Raw genomic sequence first — 24,784 nt, 5'->3', positions numbered from 1 at the left:
AGTTTCCTTTCTAGGCAAAATTCTTAGTGAACTTCTTTGCGATTGCTTTAACGATAAAGTTCAATACCAATACAATGACTAATATGATAATCGATATTGCACTTGCTAATTCAAAGTTTGGTTGTTCACCTGACATGAATGACCAAATCATTAATGATAAAGTGGTTCCTTGCGATAAGAGTTTTGGAGAGTCATTAATAAATGTTCCCATAGTATAGATAAGAGCTGCCGATTCACCAATTACTCTACCTATCGATAATAATACGCCAGTTAAAATTCCATTAACAGCACAAGGTAATACTACTTTGAATATAGTTTGTGATTTTGTAGCACCTAATGATAAACTTCCATCTCTTAAACTTTGTGGTACAACAATCAATGCTTCTTCAGTAGATTTCATGATGGTAGGGAGTAAAATGATTGACATAGTTAATCCACCTAAAAGAATACTGGTTGTTGTTGCACCAAATAATTGTGTTACTGGAAAGAGAACGGTAACTCCCATTAATCCATAAACTATACTTGGTACACCAGTTAAAGTTTCGATTCCTTGACGTATTAGTTTATTTAGTTTTGATTTTGATGCGTATTCATGCAAATAGATTGCACTACATACACCTATTGGTAAAGCTATAACTAATGAAATTACAATTAGATACAATGTGGTAATCAAACTACTACGAATACCTCCACCTGTTGTTTTATAGTAAATACTTGTAATTTTTTGCGCCGAGTCAATGTTGCTAATAACAGTTGCTGCATCTTGTGACATAATCTTGCCTGTAAAGGTAGGAATTCCATCACTAGTAACAATATCAATTTTTTGAATTGTATAGCCATCTTCTAGAGTAATTTCTTTGTTGTTATCCCCCGCTGATGAGCTAAGCATTGTTTTTAATGGTGATTCTGGATGAATATATGTTACTTCAATTACTTTTTCTTTTTGAGAATTCACATTATCTTTTAATGCAATACCCCAACGTGCTGAATAGATACCATCAACTTCTTCTGAAATTGTATAGTCTCCACCAACTGAATCAACAGTTCCAAGAAGATTTTGACTCCAATAGTTATTTACAATTAAATCCCAATTTAACGTTGAAAATCCTTTTGAAAATAAGAATACAAGAACTGCACCTAATACAAACACACTTATTCCGCTTGCAAAATAGGTAATTGTATTTAATATTTTGTCTTTAATTTTTGTACTCATTACATATTACCTACTTTCTTTTTCACAAGATTTAAGATGTAATTACTTACAAAGATAACAACCATCAATACTAAACCCACCGAGAAACGAATATCATAATCTAATCCTGATGTTTCTTTTAATCCCGCAAGCATTGTTGTCGTTAGCGTACGCGTAATATCAAAAGGGTTAAACGTAGGACCAAATAACTTATTCCCCGCTACCATTGCAACTGCAGTTGCTTCACCAAAGGCACGTCCTATCCCCAAAATTGCTCCTGCAAATATTCCTGATTTCGCTGCAATTAATACAATCTTGAAATTAGTTTGTGTTTTTGTAGCACCTAAAGCTAATGAAGCTTGTTCTAAATCTTTGTCGACTGCTTGGATAGCTGAAATTGAAAGTGATGTAATTGTTGGAAATATCATAATTGCTAATAAAATGACTACCGCTAATAAGCTTGATCCACCTGCTGTTGAAACACCAAAAAGTAGTGCTAAATCTTTAACAATTCCCGTAATAACACCTCCTGCAAATACCCCATAAACAATACTTGGAATACTCGCAAGCAATTCAACAATGGTTTGCATGACTTTACTTAAATTCTTTGGTGCTATTTTTACGATAAATAAAGCTGTTAATACGGATATTGGAAACGAAATAATTAATGCTGCAAAGGCACTAATGAATGTATTGATAATAATGAAACCAACACCATAAATCCCTTTATCTTGACGATACGTTAACCCGAACAGGAAATCAAAGAAGTTAACTTGTCCATATTCATATCCACTTAAAAATGGCGAAATTCCCTTTGTGAAAACAAAGAGAACTAGTAATACTATGAAACTACTCGCTAGAATAGCCATCGCCATAAAGAAGTATTTATAAATTGAATCTATCGTTTTATTTTTTTTGATATACTTCTTATTTACTTGCATGAGATTCTACTTAACGTCAGTGAATGATGTTACAGTTCCTGCAAAGATGTCGTTTAAATTTTGTCCTGTTACGTTTGTTAATGAATTTGCTTTGTTTACAACAGCTACTACTGCATCAATACAGTAAACACCAGTTGTCATTGCATTTGTTACATCTTCTTCAGTTTTGAAATTTCTAGATGCAAATCCAATATCTGCTGCATTTGCTCCATCTTTTTCATCACCAAGTACACGTTTGTAACCATCACCTGAACCAGTTTGATTCATAGAAATTTGGAAGTTACCAGCCATTGGTTGGAATGCTTCTAATGCTGCTTGTAATGTTTTACTAACTGATGTTGAGCCTGCTGTTACAAGTGTAATTGCTGAGTTATCTTGTGTAACAATTGGATGATTTTTAGCTAATTCTGCCCAAGGTGTTCCTTTTGTCATATCAACAATACCATGAGCACTTTCTACGATTGCCATACCTTCAGTTGAGTTTTGTAAGAAATCGATAAATGCTGCAACTAATTGTTCTTTTTCATCTGATCCAAAATCACCTGCTGCACGAGTTACGAATGCAAATGGACGTTGCATTGTATATGTACCATCAAGTACTGTTTCAACTGTTGGTACAACACCTTCAAATGATAATGCTTTAATATTATTTGCTTCAAAATCTGTAGATAGTGAAACATAACCAATACCAGCAGTGTCATTACCTACTTTAGTAGCCATGTCACCATTAGAACTAACTTCAATTGCATTTTGTGTTAATTCTTCTAAACCTATAGCACCTTCGAAAGCTTCTCTAGTTCCACTGCTTCCATCACGAGTGTAAACATTAATTACAGATGCTGATGTATTTGGCTTAGCTGTTTCTCCCCCATTTTCATTATTTGTTGGAGTTGATGAGCATCCAGCTATCAATAACCCCGCTAGTAATAAACTTAATAATTTTTTCATAAATTTCCTCCCATACCATCTTGGTACAGTTATAGAATAAATAAGATTTATTAAGTTTTTATGCAAGATATGTTAAATCTATGTAAAATCGCTCAGATTAGTATCCGAGCGACTTGATTAACCATTGAAAAATTGCCTTAAATCCTTTTACAAGGACAATTGAGAATAAAGAGTAAACAACTATCGCAATAATCAAAGGCAATGACAAAGTAGTTAAACCTAGGAAATTAGCACCAAATAAGAATGATAGTGCTAGTAAAGTTTGCATTGTAAGAATTACAAACAATCGATACTTACTTAATGGTGAATACACCATATAAAGCGTAAAGGTATAAATAATTCCTGTTTGAATTGCATTAAATGTAGAAACCATGGATGCAGGAAAACGGAAATAAGCATTTAATATCATACCCAATAAGATACCAAATACAATTGCCATCGCTGATGGAATCGCATTTCTAAATGCCACACGTAAGAATTTTCCATCTACTCGTTGGAAATTTGGTTCGAATTGAAGTAAGAATGTTGGTATACCAATAGAGAATATACCAATGATTGTAAGTTGTATTGGTTGGAATGGGTAAGCTTGTGATAATAATACCGTTAGAATTGATAGAACAACTGAGAATGCTGTTTTGATTAAAAACATTGAGGATGCACTACGTATATTATTAATTACACGTCTTCCTTCATTAACAACAGAAGGTAAACTACTAAAATCAGAATCAAGTAAAACAATATTTGAAGCATTCTTCGCTGCATCACTTCCTGAGGCCATAGCAATAGAAGCATTGGCTTTTTTTAGTGCTGGAACATCATTGACACCATCCCCCGTCATTGCCACTACATGCCCTGCATTTTGTAATGCTTCAACAAACAATTTCTTTTGATATGGTGTAACACGCCCAAAAATAGTTTTTTCTAATATAAGTTTTGATAGTTCTTCATCACTATATTGCGAAGCATCTACATACTCATCGGTATTTCGAACACCCACACTTTTCGCAATGTTACTCACTGTTAATGGATCATCTCCCGAAATGATTTTACATGTAACATCTTGTTTATAGAAATATTCAATTGTTGCTTTTGCAGTTGGTCGAATTTGATCACGAATCAACATGTATGCCAGTGGAATCGCATCCACTATTTTATTATCAATGATTCCCTTTTCTGATTTACCTAAGAAAATGACACGATATCCATCTACTGCATATTTTTGTGCAAGTTCTATCACATCTTTATGATTAGGAAATAAAAATTGTGCTGCACCTAAACAATAAGTACCTTTATCAGTAAATGTAATTGCACTATATTTTCGATCTGATGAAAAATCTAACTTATCCTTAATAGAATAATTTTGTAATAATTTAAATGAAGCACTTAATGCTAATGAAGTTGCATTGCCATCTGGAAAAACTGTGCAATAATTTCCCATGATTTCATCTAAGTCTATCTCTTGCATTTTAAATGATTCAATTACTTTCATTTTTCCTTCAGTAAGTGTTCCCGTTTTATCCAAGCACAATGTATCAACACGCGCTAAAGTTTCAACACAATATAAATCTTGTACTAATGTCTTTTTTTGTGCCAGTCGCATTACACTAATTGCTAGGGCTACACTTGTTAAGAAAACTAATCCCTCAGGAATCATTCCTATTAAAGCAGCAACTGTTTTTACAACTGCTTCCTTCAATGAGAAATGAAGCATAAAGTATTGATTTGTAAAAAGTAAGATTCCTAATGGAATAATAATGAAACTGATTATCTTTAAAATTGTATCTATGCTCTTCTTTAAATCTGATGTAATTCCTTTGTATTTCTTAGCTTCTTGTATAATTTTAGAAGAGTAGTTATCTTTTCCAACATGAATAATTTTACAAACAGCTTCACCTGATGTGACAACACTTCCACTAAATAATTCATTATCTCTCTCTTTGAGTTGAGGAACACTTTCGCCTGTTAATAGAGACTCATTCACTTCTAACTTACCCTCTAGTATGACAGCATCACTTGGAACTTGCATACCTGCTCTTATGACGACAACATCATCTAATACCAACTGATCAATCGGTAAAATAATTTTATCTTTATCACGATAGACTTCGATTTTATTCATGGTAACAATCGCAAGTTTATCCAATACTTTCTTAGATCGAATTTCTTGGAATATTCCAACACATGTATTTGCGATAATTGTAAGAAAAAACAAGCCATTTCGATATGACTTAACAAATAAAATTAATATGAATAAAACAACATTCATTAAATTAAAAAAAGTAAAAATGTTTGATTTAAATATTTCCTTGTATGTACGAGTAATTTTAATCTCTATTGTATTAATCTTACCTTCTTGAATTCTTTGTTGAACTTCTTCTTTTGATAACCCAGCAAACATAGTATCACCTCAAAAAAATTATATCATGAGTACCTTGCCTAATTCTTAAGTTTCTCTTAATGTTGATGATTTTTCCTTTTTAGCAGGTATTATTTCACCATTTTTCTTTTGCAAACTGACTGTTTTTCTAAATGCACCAGGTGTCATTTTACGTATATTAGTAAAAATTCTTGTAAATGTTTTAGTTGTATTGTAACCTACTTCAATTGCAATATCTGTTATCGCTAAATCAGTACTTATCAACAACTCACTAGCTCGTGAGATTCGTAACCAATCAACATAGTCATCAAATGTTTTTTCAACTTGAAAGACCATGATATGATTTAATTCCATCATTGTAATTCCAAATTTTTTCGATACAATAGCACCGCTTATCTTATCACTCAAATAGTTTTCATCAATGTAATTTAATACTTTATATATTACTTCATTCTCTTTTCGTTTTAATACTTCTTCATCTGTTTGATAGCTTTTACGATATTCGTTGGGTGTACATCCCACTTTAGTCGTGAAAGCTTTAATAAAATGAGAAGCATCTGTATAACCAATTAATTGTGCAATGATATTTAAACTTAAATCTGAGTAGAGTAAAAGATCATACGATTTTGAGATGCGAATTTCAGTTAGCATCTCAGAGAAAGAGTAACCAATGTTCTCTTGTAAATACTTAGCAATCGTTGATTCACTAATATAAAATATTTTAGATAACTTATCTAAAGTTATTTTCGATTGTAGATGTGTACTTATATATTTAAGAATTTGATTTGTTATTTCAACTTCATTGCTACTCATTTTTTTGATTTCATTTGTTTTATGACAAAAGCGATTAAAAAGAACTAAAATACCTACTAGCATGCTTGTAACATAAGCATCCGATAATTCTGGAAGTTTAGCGTAATCTGGATTCAAACTATCATCCCCTAATTCCATTTGCAATCGTTCTATAAATGTTTGAAAACGATGATGCATATCATGATCACAATAGAGGACTGGATTTTCTTTTATTGTTTCGTGTAAATTAATAACAATATTTTTAGGATTATAAATTGTTCTTAAATATCCATTTATAAAATCAGAATTGTATACAATTTTTTGAAATGTTAATGGTTCTTTTACATCTTTAATTAAAGTAATATCCCAAGGCATGATTGCTACAAGTGTATTTGAAACAATTTCATAGTCAATACCATTGAGTAATAGTGTGCATTTACCCTCTAAAAAATATAAAAACCTCGCCGCGCTATGAATAAGAGGTGAGGTTTGGTTGTCAACGAATTCAATATCAAAAGAGCAAACTTGTCGTCGGTCAAGTGCTGATGCGAATTTATCTTGTATTGTTGTTATATCGTTGGTCATTTTCGTTTAAATTCCTTCTTTAACATTATAGCACTTTTTATTTCAGTTAAAAGAAGTTTACTATTCTTTTCTTACACTTTAGTAAAAGACCTCACAAATTGTGAGGTCTTTAAACTAAATTATTATATTTTTATAGAATCATCATTGCGACAGTAAGAATGACGCAAGATACAACAGCTAAGATTAAGATAAGTTTTCCAGCCCATTTTAGCCAAGTTGAATATTCAACTTTCGCAATAGCTAGACCACCCATTACTACACCAGAAGTTGGTGTGAATAAGTTTACGATACCACTTGCAGCAGAGAAGATCATAACCATAACAGCTGGGTTGTAACCCAAGTTTGCAGTTAATGGTCCCATGATTGGCATTGTAACTGTAGCACATCCACTTGTAGATGGAATTAAGAATGATAAACCAATGTAGATAACATAAGCTAATGGAGCAAATATTGTAGCACTTAATCCATTCAATGCATTAGCAGCAGCAGTTAATAGATAAATGTCTAAACCAGTTTGAGTCATTAATACAGATGCTCCACGAGCTACTGCGATAACAAGTACTACTGATACGATATCTGCAGCACCATTTAAGAATGAATCAACGATAACTTTTTCGTGTAATCCACCAATGATACCAACGATAATTGTAGCTAAGAAGAACCACATTGCAAGTTCTCCAAACCACCATCCACCAAGAGGTACTCCATTTAAGAATGAGCTCCATCCAAAGATTGAGTTAGCAGCAGCTTCACCTATCAAATCACTCCAAGGCATAACTGACATAACCATGATGATAAATGTAAATGCGAATAAAACTAATACAAATTTTTGTTTTCCAGAAAAACTAATTTTTTCATGATCACCTTGAGCATAGTGTTCCATCATTGCAGCTTTTTCAGAAGTAGATAGAATAGAACCTTTTTCATTTTTAACTTTCTTAGCGTAATTCATTACAAATAGAATTGCGATAACTAAGTTAACTACTAATAAAATAAGTCCTAATACAATTACAACTGATTGGTCAACTGGAATTCCTAAGCTAACGATAGCATCAGATGCGATACCTGTAGCAAATGGATTAACTGTTGAACCTAAGCAACCAATACCAGCTCCTAGTAAAATTGTTGCAGCAGCTACTACTGTATCGAATCCAGCAGCAACCATTGTTGCACTAATTAGTGCATAGAAAGCCACTGTTTCTTCACACATACCATATGTAGTACCACCTAAAGCAAATACTGTCATAAGGATTGGGATTAAGATAAGTTCTTTACCATTAAGTTTTTTTACTAATGTTTTGATTCCTGCATCAAGAGCTCCAGTTTTAGTAACTACCCCTAGGAATCCACCTAATACCAATACGAATACACAAACATCAAGCGCGTCAACGAATCCATTATATGGAGCCATAACGATTGTCGCTAAAGTTGCTTTTTCAACTCCTGGTACAAACCATGTAATTGCAGCTAGTGCAATGATGATAAGTAATAGGATGGAATAAGCGGATAGCGATCTTTTTTTCTTTTCTGTCATTTTATCCTCCTTGTTTAACCAGTTCTATTTTTTAATAATAGTTCCTGTCTCTCCTTTTAAAGCATATTTTGCTTTTTCTAATGATGTAATGAGAGCAACACCGTTTGTTGTAGCCTTAACAAAGTCTAGGCAAGCTTCTACTTTTGGTAACATTGATCCTGGAGCAAAATGTCCTTCTTTAATGTACTCATCAGCTTCTGCAATTGTCATTTCTGCTAATTCTTTTTGGTTTGGTTTATTATAGTTGATGCATACACGGTCAACTGCTGTAAGAATAACAAGCATATCTGCTTTAGCATCTAATGCAAGTTTAGCACTTGAGCGATCTTTGTCGATTACTGCTGCAACACCTTTCAAACCATCCTTTGTTTCAACTACTGGGATTCCTCCCCCACCAACAGTGATAACAATATCACCAGCTTGAATTAATTGTTCTACAACATTTAATTCAACAATGCGTGTTGGAATTGGGCTTGGAACAACCCTTCTATATCCACGTCCTGCGTCTTCAACAAATACAAAACCTTTATCTGCTGCGATTTGATCAGCTTCTTCTTTTGTGTAGAATGAACCAATCGGTTTTGTTGGTTTGTCAAATGCTGGGTCGTTAGGATCTACTACAACTTGAGTAATGATGCATGCAACATCTTTCTTCACGCTTCTTCTTTCAAGTTCTGCTTCAATTGATTGTGTTAGATGATACCCAATATATCCTTGTGACATTGCACCACATTCAGGAAATGGCATATAAGGAGTTTTTCCACCTTCTTTTGATGAAAATTCCATTGCATTATTAATCATTCCTACTTGTGGTCCATTACCATGACCAATGATGACATCATAATCTTCAGCTAAATCAACAATTGTTTTCGCTGTTTCTTTTACTAAATCTAATTGTTCTTCAGGAGAATTACCTAAAGCGTTTCCTCCCAATGCAATTACTAATCTTTTTTTACTCATAGATTACCTTTCTTAAATTTATTCAACCAATGCTTAGAACTAGGAAGTTAATTCCTAGTTTCTAAACATAGAAGGATATTATTTTAGTGTAGCAAGCATAACAGCTTTAATTGTATGCATGCGGTTTTCAGCTTCATCAAATACTACAGATTGTTTTGATTCAAATACTTCATCAGAAACTTCCATTTCATTTAAGCCAAATTTCTTAGCAATTTCAGATCCAATTGTTGTATTTGTATCATGGAAACTAGGTAAGCAGTGCATGAAGATAGCATCATGTTTAGCCATAGCCATAACATCTTTATTCACTTGATATTTGCTTAATAATTTAATTCTTGTATCCCAAACATCATCTGGTTCTCCCATAGAAACCCAAATATCAGTATAGATAACATCTGCATTAGTAGCACCTTCTTTAACATCTTCAGTTAAAGTAACTGTGCATTCATGTTCTTTAGCTAATTCTTTACAAGTTTCAACAAGTGCTTCATCTGGCCATAATTCTTTTGGTGCACAAGCTGTAAAATTAAGACCCATCTTAGCACAAGCAACCATCAATGAATTACCCATGTTATTGCGAGCATCACCAAAGAATGTAAAGTTAATTCCTTTTAGATGTCCAAATTTTTCTTCGATTGTTAACATATCAGCTAACATTTGAGTTGGATGGAATTCAGTAGTTAAACCATTCCATACTGGAACACCTGCATATTTAGCTAATTCTTCAACTAATTCTTGAGCATAGCCACGGTATTCAATACCATCATACATTCTTCCAAGAACGCGTGCAGTATCTGCAATACTCTCTTTTTTACCCATTTGACTTGAACCTGGATCAAGATAAGTAACACCCATACCTAAATCCATTCCGCCTACTTCAAATGCGCAACGTGTACGAGTTGATGTTTTTTCAAACAACAATACGATATTTTTTCCTTCAAGGTAACGATGAGGAATACCTGCAAGTTTCATTTTCTTTAATTCTTTTGATAAATCGATTAAATATCTGATTTCTTCAGATGAGAAATCTAATAGTTTTAGGAAATTTCTTCCTCTTAAGTTAACTGCCATAAATTTTATTTTCTCCTTCTATGTAATTTATGTTTTTTTAGTCTTCGCGTACAAGTGGCATTGACATACATCTTGGTCCACCACGTCCTCTTGATAATTCGGCACTTGGCATTTCAAGAACTGTTAAGCCTTGTTCGCGTAAGATTTTATTTGTTACATCATTGCGGTCATAAACAACGATAACTCCTGGTGCGATACATAATGTATTTGAACCATCATTCCATTGTTCACGTTCACTTGCAATTCGATCACCACCAGCACATGGAATTAGTGTTACTGGGTGTCCTAAATACTTAGCTAAGATATTTTCTAATTTGTCATTGATTTCTTTAACTAAGATATCATCTCCCTTAGGAGTAACTTCAAATACTTGTAATTCACCATAAATTCCTGGGTGAACTGTAAATTTATCTGTATCAATTTGAGTAAATACAGTATCTAAATGCATCATTGCACGGTTATTTGGAATGTTAACAGCTAAGATTCTTTCAATCTTGCTCTTTGGGTTTTTAAAGATACGGTGTGCTAATCCATCAATTGCTTCAGGACAAGTACGTTGAGAAATTCCAACTGCTAATGTAGTTTCATTGATGTTAAGAACATCTCCACCTTCAATATGGAATTCATCATATCTGTCATACCATTTTTCAACTTGTCCTTTGTATTCAGGGTGGAAGTTGAAGATATATTCAGCATAAATTGTTTCACGATTTCTTGTAATAGAATACATTTTGTTTAAAGTTACACCATCACCTACTGAAGCAAATGGATCACGTGTAAAGTATAAGTTTGGCATTGGATCGATAATTAATTTATCTGATTCAGATACAAGGTCAACTAATGAATTTTCTGGAGAAACATGTACTTCTTTTAAGTTCAAGCCTTCCATTGTTTTCAATACTAATTCTTTAGGATCTTTAATTGAATCGAAATAATCAAATAAGATTTTCTTCCAACGTTCTGTGTGAATATTTGCCTCAACAATATATTGCTTAATGAATTTCTCGCGAATCTCAGGAGAAACTGAAATTGTTTCAGCCATTAAATCTTCCAAGTAAACAACTTCAACGCCATTTTCTTTTAAGATTTCTGCAAAGCGGTCATGCTCCTTTTGAGCAACAGGTAGGAATGGAATATCATCAAACAATAATCTTTCCAAAGTATCTGGAGTTAAATTTAATAATTCCTTTCCTGGTCTATGTAATAGTACTTTTTTAAGTGGTTTAATTTCACTTGTAACATGAATTGCTACCATTTCAAATCTCCTTTTCTTATGTTTTTTCTGATAATTTCTAGCTCTTTCAACAACGGGACGTCCAAATCAAAATTATTGAAATCGCTTTCTTTATGTTTTCAGTTTAGCCCCTTATTCACCCCTATGTGGGTCAAAAAAAATGAATTTTATAGTAAAATTAGTTTTTCAAAATTTACATTTTTATGAAAATTTCTTTGAAAATTATGTATGAAACAAAAAGAAAAGCCCCTTTTGAAAGGGCTTTCTACAATGTAACAAATTTTATTTTCTTGATTTTATAGTATTTTTCTTGTATCTACATTTTTTTAAGATATATCATTTTAATCACCACAGTTACGGTTAATTGGAAATAAACTACACCCACAAGTGTGAAGAAAACTGTTGTATTGTAATAACCTGCAATAATTGCTGCAAATAACAATATACTGGATAGTATCAAAACCATGGGTTGCCCTGCTTTTGCCTTGATATATACTTTTCTTTCATCATGCTCAGCATTGTACATGAGTTGTATTTTTCTTTCATCCATAAGTGTTCGTGTGATTTTGATTACCATAAAAATTGCGATTCCCTCCAATCCTACTAATAATCCAAATTGAAACCCATGAACAGTTGGATTGGTTATCGTTTCTTCTAAGTACAGTTGATTAAACAACAGTACTATACTTGAAAATAATACAAATGTTACTAGTGCAAGTCTTCTTCTATTCAATATTTTTTTATACTCTTCCATCATTATCTCCTTATAATTGATCATCTAGATAAAATACATCTTCAATAGCACGATTAAAATACTTAGATATTTTATAGGCAAGGGGCAGTGAAGCAATATATTTTTCTGATTCAATTGATATAATCGTTTGTCTGGTTGTGCCTACTGCCAAAGCCAAATCTTCTTGTGACAGCTTATTTTCTTTTCTTAATTCTTTTATTTTTGTCCTCATTAACCCTCCTATAAAATGTATAGTTAACTTTACATATCCATTATTGCGTTTTTCCACAAATATGTCAAGTAGACTTTACATATTTTTTCAAAATAAAAGCTGATATTTTCATACCAGCTTTTCCCCTACATCTTTTCAGGTGCGCTTATTCCAATTAAATCCAATGCATTAGCTAATGTTTGTTTTGTAGCTAATAATAATCCAAGACGTTGATTTGTTAGTTCAGGATTTGAATCATCAATGATTTTGTGAGCACCATAGAAACTATGGAAATAACCCGCAAGCTTTTGAACATAGTTACAAATCTTGTTTGGAGAACGTGTCGCTGCAGCATCTGCAACAACACTTGTAAATTCTGCAATGTATTTAAGTAAGTCTACTTCTTTTTCACTTACTAATAAATCATAGTTGTCTTCTTTCTTAAATTCAGGTGCATTACGTAAGATTGAACACATACGAGCATGAGCATATTGAGCATAATATACTGGATTTTCATTTGTTTTCTTACGAGCTAATCCTAAATCAAAGTCCAAATGTGTATCCACAGCACGACTTACAAAGAAGTAACGTGCAGCATCGACACCAATATCGTCACAAAGTTCACGAATTGTAATCGCATTCCCTGTACGTTTACTCATCTTCACTTCTTGTCCTTCATCAACAAGACGTACCATTTGAATAATATCTACTTCTAAATCTGTAGGTCCATATCCCATAGCTTGTATTGCGGCAACCATACGAGGAATGTATCCATGGTGATCAGCTCCCCATAAATTTACTAGTTTTGTATAGCCACGAGCGAATTTATCCATATGATTAGCAATATCTGGTGTTAGGTAGGTTAGCGTTCCATCACTCTTACGAAGTACACGATCTTTGTCATCGCCCCATTTTGTAGACTTAAACCAAAGAGCACCATCTTCTTCAAATGTAAGACCCATGTCTTTCATCTTTTCAATGCATTCATCTACACTACCATTATCATATAATGATTGTTCAGAAATCCATGAATCAAATTCACAACCATAATATTGCAAATCTTTTTTAATCTTTTCTAATTCTTTTTCACGACCTTTTTCTTTGAAGAATTCAATACGTCCTTCTTCTTTATTAAGCCATTGATCACCTAACTCTTCAGCAAGTTCTTTCCCAATTTGAGCTACATCAGGTCCTTGATAACCATCTTCAGGAATATCTACTTTCACACCAAAGGTTTCAGCATAACGTGAATACACTGATTTACCTAAGTTAATCATTTGTGCTCCTGCATCATTTATATAGTATTCACGCAAGCAATTGTATCCACTCTTATTTAATAATCGACAAATACAATCTCCCCATGCAGCACCTCGAGCATGCCCTAAATGAAGATCACCAGTAGGATTTGCACTTACATATTCAACTAAAATATGTAAATCATCACCACTTGTATTTTCACCATATTTTTCACCTTTGTCTAAAACAACATTGATGATATCTGCTAAAACACTTTTCTTCATCCAAAAGTTAATAAACCCAGGACCAGCAATTTCGATTTTATCAGCATCTTTTACTGTTTCTTTTAATCCTTCTACAACTTCTCGCGCAATCATAGCAGGCGCTTTTTTAGCAACTTTAGCTAAACGCATTGCAATGTTTGTCGAATAATCTCCATTTGTATTATCCTTTGGAATTTCAATCATAATCAAAGAATCATCAATTTCCCCATAAAGTTTTGTTACTACATCTTTAATTGCAGTTGTTAAGTTTTGTTCAATTTTATTCATACACATCTCCTCTTTATAAAATTAAAACTGATACGTTTGTATCAGCTTTGTTTGTTAATGGCGCGCCCAGTAGGAATCGAACCCGCAACCTTTTGATCCGTAGTCAAACGCTCTATCCAGTTGAGCTATGGGCGCATTTACTTGCTCATTCATCTTAACAAACAAAATTCTTTTTTTCAATACCCTTTTCAAGTTTAAATAAAAAACGCCTCTTCATATGAAGAGACGATATTAAACCGCGGTACCACTCAAATTGCTAAATAGTTTACCTACTTAACCTCTTTCCTTTAATGCAGGAATACATTATCCTTACTGTCATACGGATAAATCTCCAAAGCTCGTTTCATCCATTTTCCACTGCTCAATTCCACCATCATGAGCTCTCTTTGAGTTTCCAATGAGTTACTACTCTTTTTCATCGACACAGTAAGCATATCAAATTCAAAAATTTTGTCAACCCATTCATCAGGATAACTCAAGTACTTCAGTCTTTTACTTCTTTTATTTTATCAGCAAATTTAATAATTTCATGATCCTTGATGATAAGTTCACCCTCATCACCCTCTTCCAATACTTGATATTCAAAAATGCTACATGTACAATCGATAATTTCATTGGATGGTGTTTGAAATAAAATTTCATACTCATTGGATGGAAACGGTAAGTCTCCTGGAATAGAGAAATAATCATAAGCCACTTTTTTAATTACCTTGGCATGTTCAATAATTCTAGTTTCCATGTGTTTCATCCTCCTCTAAAGTTGGCATTTTTGCACCTTTAGGTAAAGGGTTCTTTTTGCGCATAATTTGATAAATGATAAAGGGTACAAAAACAACGAGGATAAAACTCACAATTAAAATCATAAAATACTCTCGTTGGGCAGTACTCGAATGAAGTTGAGATGGTGGAATAAATGATATGAAGAAAACGATAATTGAGAAAACCAAACCTGAAATTCCAAAGAAATATTGAACAATTTTTGATTTAGAAATTCTAAATGCTCTTTCAATTGAATCGTGTTTTGTAACTAAAACTAGATAAGCCACAAAGAAAATAATATAAGCAAGCGCATAAATAATAACCGTTAGTGACATTCCTGCAAAGAATGATAGGTTGCTATTGCCATTACCACCAAATGTAAGAATAGCTGCCCAAATTGTAACAATCACTCCTTGAAGAATTAAGAATTGTGTTGGTACACCATCTTTATTTGTTTTTGATAAACTCTTTGGCAATAATCCTGTTTTCCCTGCTACTTGCATACCCCAAGATGGACCAACAATCCATGCTGTTGTTTCAGCAAGTACACCCATTGAAATTAATATAGCAATGACTCGAACAATCCACTCAAAGTTAGTACCAAAATGTGCTAACAGTCCTTTAAATCCTTGAAGAACACCCGTTGATAATCCTAATTTATCCGCAGGTACAACTGAACCAATTGAAAGTCCACCCATTGTATTGAGTAGTATTGCTAGAATAACTAAACCAATTACTGCAATTGGATAATCTCTTTTTACATTTTTCATTTCATTTGCATGACTGGCTGACGCTTCAATTCCAGCATACGCTAAAATAAAGGAAACAAACACAACGAGTGTATTCACTTTACTAAAATCAGGTATAAATGTTTTAAAATCAAATGTTAATAAACTTTTCCCACCTGTTAGAAAGTAAGCAATTGTTAATCCAAATAAAACTAGGGCAGGAATTAAAATACCAATAATAAATCCATAACGTGATATTTTAGCACTGATTTTTGTTCCCTTAAATTGAGATAATGTAACTATCCAAAAAATAAGTACTACACCTAAGAAACGAACCATTGGATTTGAATTTAATGGTTCAAAGTTGAAGACATAGGATAAAGCACTTAAGATGAAATAAATCATTGTAACAAACCCAACAGTACCTTGAAACCATTGGAAGAAGATATTCGCAAATCCCCATTTTTCTCCCAACAAATTACCAGACCATGCATAAACTCCTCCAGTATCCCAACCTTTAACAGTTGCCATTTCAGCAGCACATAATGCTACTGGTAAAAACCAAAAGAATCCCCCGACAATCAAGTAAAATACGAGTGAAAAACCAGATGATGCAAAACTTGGATACTCATAAACTGTCATAACCATTGTGGCAGTTAATGCAAAAAATCCAAATAAAGTTAAATTTTTTTTATTAGACATAAGCTAGGCCCCTTCGTAGTGATAACTACATTTTCATCCTAGCATTGTCTTTTCTAATACTCAACGAATGTGATTTAAAAACAAAAGACCTCTTTAAGAGATCTTTAATTGAAATATTCACTTATTTTAGCTTTAACTTTTTCACTACATGCAGCAACATCCAATGACTTTTTGTTAAATCGAATAATGTCTTCATCCGTATAGCCAAAAGTTGATTTTAAAATTTCATATTCTTCATCCAATGTGGTATTTGAGAACATCATGTTATCCGTATTAATTGTAATAACAACCCCCGAATCTTGTAATGTTTTAATAGGGTGATTTTTAAAACTATCAAAGACAAAACAATCAATATTACTTGAAATACAAACTTCTATTGGTGTCTTTGACATAGCAAGTTCTTTAACAACTTCTACATCTTCAATACTTCTTACCCCATGACCAATACGTTTAGCACCCATTTCTAAAGCTAAGTGTACATTGTTGGCATCACCTGCTTCTCCAGCGTGGATGATGTATGGAATATTTCTTGATTTTGCATTTTCGAAGAATTTTCTAAAATCATTCATGTTTTTTCCTTCAGCACCTGCAATATCAAGTAAAACAACTCCCTTACCTAAATACTTTTCTACTAAATCAATTGTTTCCCAATTGGCTTTTTCATTTAGTGTTACATCACCAAAGTTCATTAGGCAACAAATGACTTCTATGTGGATTTGGCAATCCTTCTTCTTATTTTCAATTGCTTTTAATATCGCAAGTAACGCTTGTTCTTGTGTTAATCCTTTGTGTGTAGAAAACTGTGGTGCAAATCGTATTTCGGCATAGACTAATCCTTGCTTATCTAATAGTTCAATCAATGCTTCCATACATCGAATAATAGCTTCTTCATCTTGAAGTATAGAAATTGGAAAATCAAAACGATCTAAATATTCAACTAAACTTTTACAGTTCTTCGTATCTTTTAAATAAGCCTTATAGCCTTCTAATGATTCACCCGGTATTGCTACATTTCTTTGATTTGCTAATTCACATAAAACTTCTGGTGGAATACTTCCATCAAAGTGTAGATGTAAATCTATCTTTGGTATTTTATTCATTTCCTTTTCCCCTATTTACTAAATCTTTTTAATCAAAATAAATGGTGTTAATTCATCACTTTGTCCTGCTGGATTATCACGGATGATTTGTAAGAATTGTTCATCACTTACTGGTAACTTAGAACTTTTACCTAGTATTTCTCTAGAGATATCATTTGCATCAACAATGACACAAATAACACCAGTTTTATTATAAATTTCTTCACATACACCATTTGGATTCTTTGGATTTAATACTGCTGTATCTTTGTAAATATCAAATGATGAATTTGGATAAAAACCATCAATTCCTGCAATACCATTTCCAACGATTTCATAGAAAACACCTCGTTTACCAAATAGCTTGCCAATTACCGAACAAAAAGATGCATACAGAATTTTAGGTAATCCAACAATATTAATAGCTAATTGTAACTTATATGGTTCATCCATACCAATACCTGCGCTTGAACGGTGAGCAAATTTACTTAGAAACTTAGCCCAAAATCCTAAACGAACATCAGCTTTATCAACACAATTGTTTTGACACATTGAAATTACTTTCTCACTAATCGAAACAATATTTCCTTCTTCATATAATGGCTTAACATACTTTTCAATATTTTCTACATAGGATTCACCACGTGCAATAAAATGTGTATGAATTGCTAGGCGTTCATAATGATCTCCCTGTACTTCAATATCATCACGCTTATAATAAGTTATATCTTTTACTACATGCTTTCTGTCTTCTTTATTTCTATTCATCTTCTATTCTCCAAATTCTATAGTTTTATTTTACCATTATCGTATTTAACATCAACCTTATTTTGTTTCTGTATAAAGCAGTGGATACATTTTCTTGTCTAATTTTAATTGGATTGTTGCCAGTGTTATACCCAAGACTCCCATTATACAAACAAAACCCCAAACAACTGGCATCGAATAAGAATCTGCTAAGAACCCTACTCCTTTTTGCATAAATGCTTGGAAGATGGATGCAAACAACATACTTATACTTACTATTCTCCCTCGATGACTTGCAGGAATTCTTCTTGTAAGATAAGGAGATTTACCCAATGTACTAAATATCTCGCCAATTGTAAAAATAAATATTGAAACAAAGTACATTGGAATTAAACCTTGAATAAAGATATACATCGCTAAACCCGTTACAATCAGAATTTCACCAATTACTAACTTGGATACATCTCTAACTTTTGGAAAATACTTAGTCAGTAGTGGTGTTCCAATGATAACAATGCACGCATTAACACTTGTAATTAATCCAAAGATAATTGCTCCTTTAGCACCATACAATCTTTCTAAATTAAGTGGCATAAGAAAATTAAATTGTGAATACACTAATCCAGATATTGCCGCAAATAACAAATAAACCATGATCATTTTTCTCTCTTTAATGACTTTGAATATAGAATCATGACTTGCACTTTCTTCATAAGAACCAGTTTGAACTTCTTCATGAATTTTTCTTACATCTTTGATGTAAATGTATATTAAAATTGTACTTGATAAAGTTGAAATTGCATTAACGACAAATGCAATATTCAAATAGTTTTCAAATAGAAACCCACCAATTGTTGGTGCTAAAACCAACCCAATATTTGCTCCTAAATAATTTAAACTGTAAGCTTTTTCACGATCCTTTGATGTACTTAAATCAGCTACTAAAGCATCGTAGCAAGGCCATTCAATTGATGCAAATAAACCTGCTACAAAGAATAAAACAACAAATGCAAAGGACACTTCAATAAATCCTAAAATAAAATAACAAGTCACCGTTATTAAGTCACAGAAAATAATAATATTTCGTTTATTGAAATGATCCGCAAGTTTTCCACCAATCAAAGTAAATGGTATTTGGATTAGTGTCATAACCAACATGATCGTTGCAACCTGACTTGCTGAATATCCTAATTTATTTGTTAGAATAAGTGTTAACATCGGCCATATTAATGCACCCATATTTGTTACAATTCTTCCAAAGAAAAGGACATACATTTCTCTTCTTAACCCCTTATAATGGCTAAACATTATGTTCTCCTTTTTATCCTACATAACTCAAAACATCTCTGATTGCGCAAATTTTCTTCTATTACATCACGAATAAATCCCTTAAAGAATTTTGCATCTTTCTCTTGTGTTTTAAGTGAAGGATAACGTGCACCACGCTGCAAATAATCATCAATCATAATTGAATATTCTTGATTATCATCTAGTTCTTTTCCATCAATAAATAATTGATTATTTATGATTTTAACATTTGAACTAAAACCTAATGTACCTAGTTTATCTCCCCTAAAACCAGGTCCTCTGCCAGATTGCATACAATAATCTACATCTAAACTTAATTCGAATGCATCACGAATTTGTTTACCTTTTGCTTTTATAAATGTTGGATTTAATTTTGATGGTGAACATTCAATTAAATCCATTTTTGATATATCACCTACTAATTGATGACTTACAATGCCATGATAGATGAGTGATAAATCACATGGATACATTTCTTTTAATGCATCACAAATAAAATTAACAAGATGACATTCATGAATTAAATCAAAATCTAAACACTCAATATGTGCTACTGGTAAGTTCAATTGTTTTATAGCTTCTTCATTGCATAATTCAACTTGTTCTTTAAATGCTTTATCTTTTTCTTCACCTTCTAAAGATATCAATTGATAAGATAGATCTGTTATTTTATTTTCAACATATTCGAACTCTAAACATCCAATATATTCTGCATAGCTTTTCGCTTGTACAATAATTGTATTATCAACCATGAGTGGTTCATTTAATTGCGTATGTGAATGACCTCCTATGATAATATCAATGGTATCAATTGATTTTGCAAGGTATTCATCAGTTTCAATACCTGAATGACTTACAAGAATACAGATATCATACTGTCCTTTATATTTATCTATTTCTTGTTGTATTTGTTGAATTGGCTCCAATGTTTTTAATCCATCAAGTTCTAAAAAGAAATTATAGACACCCTCTTTCAAGTCTGCTCCATAAAATGGTGAAGTTCCCACAATTAGAAATCGAATTTTATTTTTAGTAAGGATTACACTGCTTTTTAATCCAATTAAATCTTCACCTGCAAGGTTTTTTAAATTACATGATAGGAGTGGCATTTTTGAAGCCATTAATTCCACCCACTCTTGTCCCAACTCAGATTCATTATTTCCAACTGTCATTGCATCAACGTGAAGATAGTTCATTAGTGTTGCACTCACCTCACCCTTTGATCCAATCACAGTTAAACTTTTTAAATCACCCACATCTCCTGAATCAAGATATAAATCATGTTCAGTTTTACTTCTCTTTAAAAACGTACTTAAACGTTCCATATTTTCATATTCACTATGAATATCATTCGTATGAAATATTCTCATCCTCTACACCTCATAGTCGTTATTATACTTCATATTAGTCGAGATTTACATAAGAAAAGGTGGTATGACCACCTAATTTATAGAATTTGTTTATCCGTTAAAACACCATTAATCTTTTCATAGTATTTTAGTACATCTTCTTTTGTCATTGATTTTCTTTGTTCGCCTTCAATGATATCTAAAATACGTCCTTCATTCATGATAATTGTTTTATTACCATAGTGTAGTGCATGATCAATATTGTGTGTAATCATGAGTGTCGTAATGTGATACTCTTGTATGATATCATTTGTAATCTTCATAATATTTTCAGCTGTTTTTGGATCAAGTGCAGCTGTGTGCTCATCCAACAACAAGCATTGTGGAGGTATCATTGTTGCCATTAACAAAGTCAATGCTTGGCGTTGCCCTCCCGATAAAAATCCAACTTCTGTTTTCATTCGATCTTCTAAACCCAAATTAAGTTTAGCACATTGATTATGAAACAATTCTTTTTCTTCTTTGCTTATTGAAAATCTAAGTTTTCGTTTTGTTCCTCTTCCATATGCCAATAAACAATTCTCTTCAATTGTCATATGAGGAGCAGTTCCTTTTAAAGGATCTTGTGATAATCTTCCAATACAATTAGCACGTTTATGTTCTTTGAATTTTGTGATATTTTGATTATCAATAAATACTTCACCTGACTCAGTTTCGATATTTCCACAAATAACATTTAGTAATGTTGATTTTCCTGCACCATTTGAGCCAATAACGGTAACAAAATCACCATCTTCAAGTCTTAAATTAATATCCTTTAGTGCATGATTTTCATTCACCGTATTTTTATTAAAAATAACATTGCAATTTTTTATTTCTATCATCTATTTTTCCTCCTCAATTTAATTTGAGGCAATACCATTGCAAAGACAACGATAAGTGCTGAGAATAGTTTTAAATCACTTGCGGGTAATCCTAAAACAAATGCATACGATAGTAGCAAACGATACAATATAGCACCTAGTACAATAGATACTATATGATGAAGCATTCCTCTTCGCTTACCAAATACTGTTTCACCAATGATGATACTTGCGCAACATAAGACAAGTGTTCCTACTCCCGCCCCATGTGCTGCTGTTTGCGTGTATTGTGCATATAAACCTCCACCCAACGCAACAATGGCATTCGTCATTGCAAATCCCAATATTTTCATTGTGTCTGTATTGATTGATGAACTACGTACCATTGCTTCATTATCACCTGTAGCTCTTAGTGCTAATCCAGTCAACGTTTTAAAGAAGAAAACTAGAATCACAATCAGCAACATCGCAATACACAATAAGACGAGTAAATAACCAAAATCTACACCTTGTATCACCAATTTGTTTGTAAATGGTGTAAAGATTGTATCGATACCATATAAGAAAATACTTGGTTGATCATTCATTATTTTAAGATTAATTGAATACAATCCTGTCATTGTTAAAATACCTGCAAGTATTTCTTGTATCTTAAATTTTGTATGCAAAACTCCAGTAACAATACCTGCAAGTGTTCCACCTACAATACCCAGAATAATTCCAAGCAGTGGTTGACCTTGCATTGAAAACACCGCACTAAATGCCAGTCCTGTTACAAAACTTCCGTCAACCGTTAAATCTGGTAAATTTAACACACGAAATGCAATGAATAATCCAAGCGAACATATTCCAAATATGATCCCTAATTCAATTGCTCCTACTACTAAACTCAAAGACATCTAATCACCTTACTTTACTAACATGAGTTTTGGATTGTTTGCTACTTCTTCTGGTAATGTAATTCCTAATGCGTTCATTGTATCTTCATTTACTGTAATGTATAAATCATCTTTGAATACATAGACAGGAATCTCAGATGTTGGTTTTCCTTCTAAAACTTCAACTACCATTTGTGCAGTCTTTTTTCCTAACTCTACATAATCAATACCAATTGTAGCAAATCCACCATCCATAACCATTGAATCAGCACCAGTGAATACTGGAATTTTTGCATCTTTAGCAAGTTTTGAAAGAGCTGGCATCGCTTCAGCTACTGTATTATCATTTGGTACAAAGATTGCATCAACTTTAGGAAGTAATGCACTTGTAGCAGTTTGTAGATCAATTGACGTTGATATGGAAGCAGTTTCTATTTTAATGCCACGTTCTTCACATACCGCTTGAAGTTTTTCATAGTTTGATACTGAATTTGTTTCTGATGGATTATAAATAAATCCAATTGTTTTAATCTCAGGTTTAATCGTTAAGGCTAAATCAATGATTTCATCAATTTGAACCATATCGCTTGTTCCAGTTATATTTCCTTCTGGTTTTTCTAAATCTTTAACAACATTTGCAGCAATTGGATCAGTAACTGCAGCAAATACTACAGGTGTATTTTTAGTTAATGACATTGCACCTTGAGCAACTGGAGTTGTAATCGTTACAACTACATCTTGTTTGTTAGCATCAAAATATTGAACAATTGTTGGAATATTTGACATTTCGTTTTGTGCATTCTTGAAATCAATTGTTGCTTTCTCTGCACCATAACCTAAATTTTCTAATTCAGCTACAAAACTATCATAAATCATATTAAGTGAAGTATGTTCTGTTAATTGGATAACACCAATCTTTTTTGTACCTGTACTTGAGTTTGAACCTTCTTCATTTTTTGGTGCAGGTTGACTTGAGCAACCTACCAGTGCCATACATGCTAATGCAATTAAAACTTTTCTAATCTTTTTCATCTTTCTTCTCTCCTTTTCAATTGTGCGTTTGACTGAAGTGAAGGATTTCCCCTTATAAACAAAAAACGCCTATCCAAATAAAGGACAAGCGTTAACCTGCGGTACCACCTTTGTTGATAAATAGAATCTATTTATCCTCTCAATCAAAATGCAATCACATTTCTGTCTAATAACGGAAGACTACCGTCTAAAGATACTCGATTTCTCTTTCACTTAGCCCTCATGAGTCCATTTGTCAAATCGTATTCTCTATCAGGATTCCACCATCCCTGACTCTCTTTAAGTAACTAATTTGTTTTATCTCTCAATCTTAGGGTTGATTAGACTATACGCTTCCCTTAATTAAAAGTCAATAATATCTATCATGAAAACTGAAAATTATTTCATATTTTTTATTTATTAAAACACTAAACAACTTCACAAGTTTGTAATAAAATACAAATCTCGTTATACTAATAAAGATATAGGGAGGGTATTATGAAAAAGTTTTTCCAAGAATTTAAAGAGTTTGCAATGCGTGGAAATGTAGTCGATATGGCTGTCGGGGTTATGATTGGGGCTGCATTTAAATCCATTGTTGATTCATTTATTAATGACATCATCTCACCAGTAATTGGTCTGTTTATGAATGATTCATTGCACACATTAAGTGTAACAATTGGTATGGTTACCATTAACTATGGTGCATTTATAACTGCAATTATGAATTTTGTTATCATGGCATTTATTTTATTCATTGTTATTAAACTCATGAATAAAATGAAAAAACAACCTGAACAAGTTGAAATTGTTGCTGAACCAAGTGATGAAGTAAAACTATTAACTGAAATACGTGATGCATTAAAAAAATAAACATATAAAAAGTAATCTTATCCAACAAGTAAACTATACCCCTTGTCAAGGACACAAGAATAAAAGATATGAAGCAGGTGAATAAAAATCATCTGCTTTTACTATAAATAAATGATTGATTG

Annotated in this window: 22 protein-coding genes, 1 tRNA gene and 2 other annotated features; of the genes, 1 reads left to right on the top strand and 22 read right to left on the bottom strand. The window is 32.5% G+C overall.

Features of this window, described 5'->3' with window-relative positions; genetic code table 11:
- Window positions 1-10 precede the first annotated feature (10 nt).
- The 22 genes from pstA to B5D14_RS08220 form a co-directional block, all read right to left on the bottom strand.
- The gene (pstA, locus tag B5D14_RS08325; protein ID WP_078712164.1) at window positions 11-1,213 is read right to left on the bottom strand and encodes a phosphate ABC transporter permease PstA; all 1,203 of its coding nucleotides are present in this window, start codon (window positions 1,211-1,213) and stop codon (window positions 11-13) included.
- Window positions 1,213-2,133 (bottom strand): phosphate ABC transporter permease subunit PstC, encoded by a 921-nt coding sequence (pstC, locus tag B5D14_RS08320; RefSeq protein ID WP_078712163.1) that lies wholly within the window; start codon window positions 2,131-2,133, stop codon window positions 1,213-1,215. The genes pstA and pstC overlap by 1 nt, the downstream gene beginning before the upstream one ends.
- Window positions 2,134-2,139: 6 nt before the next feature.
- Window positions 2,140-3,081, bottom strand: a complete 942-nt coding sequence (locus B5D14_RS08315) for a substrate-binding domain-containing protein (RefSeq protein ID WP_078712162.1) — start codon at window positions 3,079-3,081, stop codon at window positions 2,140-2,142.
- 97 nt (window positions 3,082-3,178) lie between these two features.
- The gene (locus B5D14_RS08310; RefSeq protein ID WP_078712161.1) at window positions 3,179-5,479 is read right to left on the bottom strand and encodes an HAD-IC family P-type ATPase; all 2,301 of its coding nucleotides are present in this window, start codon (window positions 5,477-5,479) and stop codon (window positions 3,179-3,181) included.
- Between the two features lie 45 nt (window positions 5,480-5,524).
- Entirely contained in the window at window positions 5,525-6,835 is a 1,311-nt protein-coding gene (locus B5D14_RS08305; protein WP_078712159.1) for a helix-turn-helix domain-containing protein, read from the bottom strand.
- A 130-nt stretch (window positions 6,836-6,965) separates the two neighbouring features.
- Window positions 6,966-8,369 (bottom strand): YfcC family protein, encoded by a 1,404-nt coding sequence (locus B5D14_RS08300; RefSeq protein ID WP_078712157.1) that lies wholly within the window; start codon window positions 8,367-8,369, stop codon window positions 6,966-6,968.
- Between the two features lie 24 nt (window positions 8,370-8,393).
- Window positions 8,394-9,329, bottom strand: a complete 936-nt coding sequence (gene arcC, locus B5D14_RS08295; protein ID WP_078712155.1) for a carbamate kinase — start codon at window positions 9,327-9,329, stop codon at window positions 8,394-8,396.
- A gap of 78 nt (window positions 9,330-9,407) precedes the next feature.
- Entirely contained in the window at window positions 9,408-10,400 is a 993-nt protein-coding gene (argF, locus tag B5D14_RS08290) for an ornithine carbamoyltransferase (RefSeq protein ID WP_078712153.1), read from the bottom strand.
- A 37-nt stretch (window positions 10,401-10,437) separates the two neighbouring features.
- Window positions 10,438-11,655: an arginine deiminase gene (gene arcA / locus B5D14_RS08285; RefSeq protein ID WP_078712151.1), complete on the bottom strand. Its 1,218-nt coding sequence runs from the start codon at window positions 11,653-11,655 to the stop codon at window positions 10,438-10,440.
- A gap of 295 nt (window positions 11,656-11,950) precedes the next feature.
- Window positions 11,951-12,388, bottom strand: a complete 438-nt coding sequence (locus B5D14_RS08280; protein WP_078712148.1) for a hypothetical protein — start codon at window positions 12,386-12,388, stop codon at window positions 11,951-11,953.
- Window positions 12,389-12,398: 10 nt separating this feature from the next.
- Complete coding sequence (locus tag B5D14_RS08275) at window positions 12,399-12,599, bottom strand: helix-turn-helix transcriptional regulator (protein ID WP_078712146.1); 201 nt, start codon at window positions 12,597-12,599, stop codon at window positions 12,399-12,401.
- 125 nt (window positions 12,600-12,724) lie between these two features.
- The gene (argS, locus tag B5D14_RS08270) at window positions 12,725-14,365 is read right to left on the bottom strand and encodes an arginine--tRNA ligase (RefSeq protein ID WP_078712144.1); all 1,641 of its coding nucleotides are present in this window, start codon (window positions 14,363-14,365) and stop codon (window positions 12,725-12,727) included.
- 58 nt (window positions 14,366-14,423) lie between these two features.
- Window positions 14,424-14,500, bottom strand: a tRNA-Arg gene (locus tag B5D14_RS08265).
- Window positions 14,501-14,583: 83 nt separating this feature from the next.
- Window positions 14,584-14,793 (bottom strand) — a binding site (T-box leader).
- A gap of 56 nt (window positions 14,794-14,849) precedes the next feature.
- Window positions 14,850-15,104, bottom strand: coding sequence for a DUF2500 domain-containing protein (locus B5D14_RS08260; RefSeq protein ID WP_159443766.1), 255 nt, complete (start codon window positions 15,102-15,104; stop codon window positions 14,850-14,852).
- A complete protein-coding gene (locus tag B5D14_RS08255) occupies window positions 15,094-16,554 on the bottom strand; it encodes an amino acid permease (protein WP_078712142.1) in 1,461 nt (486 codons plus the stop codon). Before B5D14_RS08255 ends, B5D14_RS08260 begins: the two co-directional genes overlap by 11 nt.
- A 104-nt stretch (window positions 16,555-16,658) precedes the next feature.
- On the bottom strand, window positions 16,659-17,654 hold the full coding sequence (gene add / locus B5D14_RS08250) for an adenosine deaminase (protein WP_078712140.1): 996 nt from the start codon (window positions 17,652-17,654) through the stop codon (window positions 16,659-16,661).
- A gap of 18 nt (window positions 17,655-17,672) precedes the next feature.
- Window positions 17,673-18,401, bottom strand: coding sequence for a F420-0--gamma-glutamyl ligase (locus tag B5D14_RS08245; protein ID WP_078712138.1), 729 nt, complete (start codon window positions 18,399-18,401; stop codon window positions 17,673-17,675).
- Between the two features lie 57 nt (window positions 18,402-18,458).
- Window positions 18,459-19,688, bottom strand: a complete 1,230-nt coding sequence (locus B5D14_RS08240) for an MFS transporter (protein WP_200804792.1) — start codon at window positions 19,686-19,688, stop codon at window positions 18,459-18,461.
- Window positions 19,688-21,058, bottom strand: a complete 1,371-nt coding sequence (locus B5D14_RS08235; protein WP_078712136.1) for a bifunctional metallophosphatase/5'-nucleotidase — start codon at window positions 21,056-21,058, stop codon at window positions 19,688-19,690. Before B5D14_RS08235 ends, B5D14_RS08240 begins: the two co-directional genes overlap by 1 nt.
- A 77-nt stretch (window positions 21,059-21,135) precedes the next feature.
- Entirely contained in the window at window positions 21,136-21,921 is a 786-nt protein-coding gene (locus B5D14_RS08230) for an ABC transporter ATP-binding protein (protein WP_078712135.1), read from the bottom strand.
- Window positions 21,918-22,799: an ABC transporter permease gene (locus tag B5D14_RS08225; protein WP_078712134.1), complete on the bottom strand. Its 882-nt coding sequence runs from the start codon at window positions 22,797-22,799 to the stop codon at window positions 21,918-21,920. The genes B5D14_RS08230 and B5D14_RS08225 overlap by 4 nt, the downstream gene beginning before the upstream one ends.
- Window positions 22,800-22,808: 9 nt before the next feature.
- A complete protein-coding gene (locus B5D14_RS08220; protein WP_078712133.1) occupies window positions 22,809-23,810 on the bottom strand; it encodes an ABC transporter substrate-binding protein in 1,002 nt (333 codons plus the stop codon).
- A gap of 77 nt (window positions 23,811-23,887) precedes the next feature.
- Window positions 23,888-24,131 (bottom strand) — a binding site (T-box leader).
- Between the two features lie 156 nt (window positions 24,132-24,287).
- On the opposite strand from B5D14_RS08220, the gene mscL reads away from it, so the two are divergent.
- Entirely contained in the window at window positions 24,288-24,662 is a 375-nt protein-coding gene (mscL, locus tag B5D14_RS08215) for a large conductance mechanosensitive channel protein MscL (RefSeq protein WP_078712131.1), read from the top strand.
- Window positions 24,663-24,784: the final 122 nt, after the last annotated feature.

The organism is Anaerorhabdus furcosa (genome assembly GCF_900167375.1).
Classification (GTDB): domain Bacteria; phylum Bacillota_I; class Bacilli_A; order Erysipelotrichales; family Erysipelotrichaceae; genus Anaerorhabdus; species Anaerorhabdus furcosa.
This window is presented reverse-complemented; position numbering and strand designations above follow the sequence as displayed.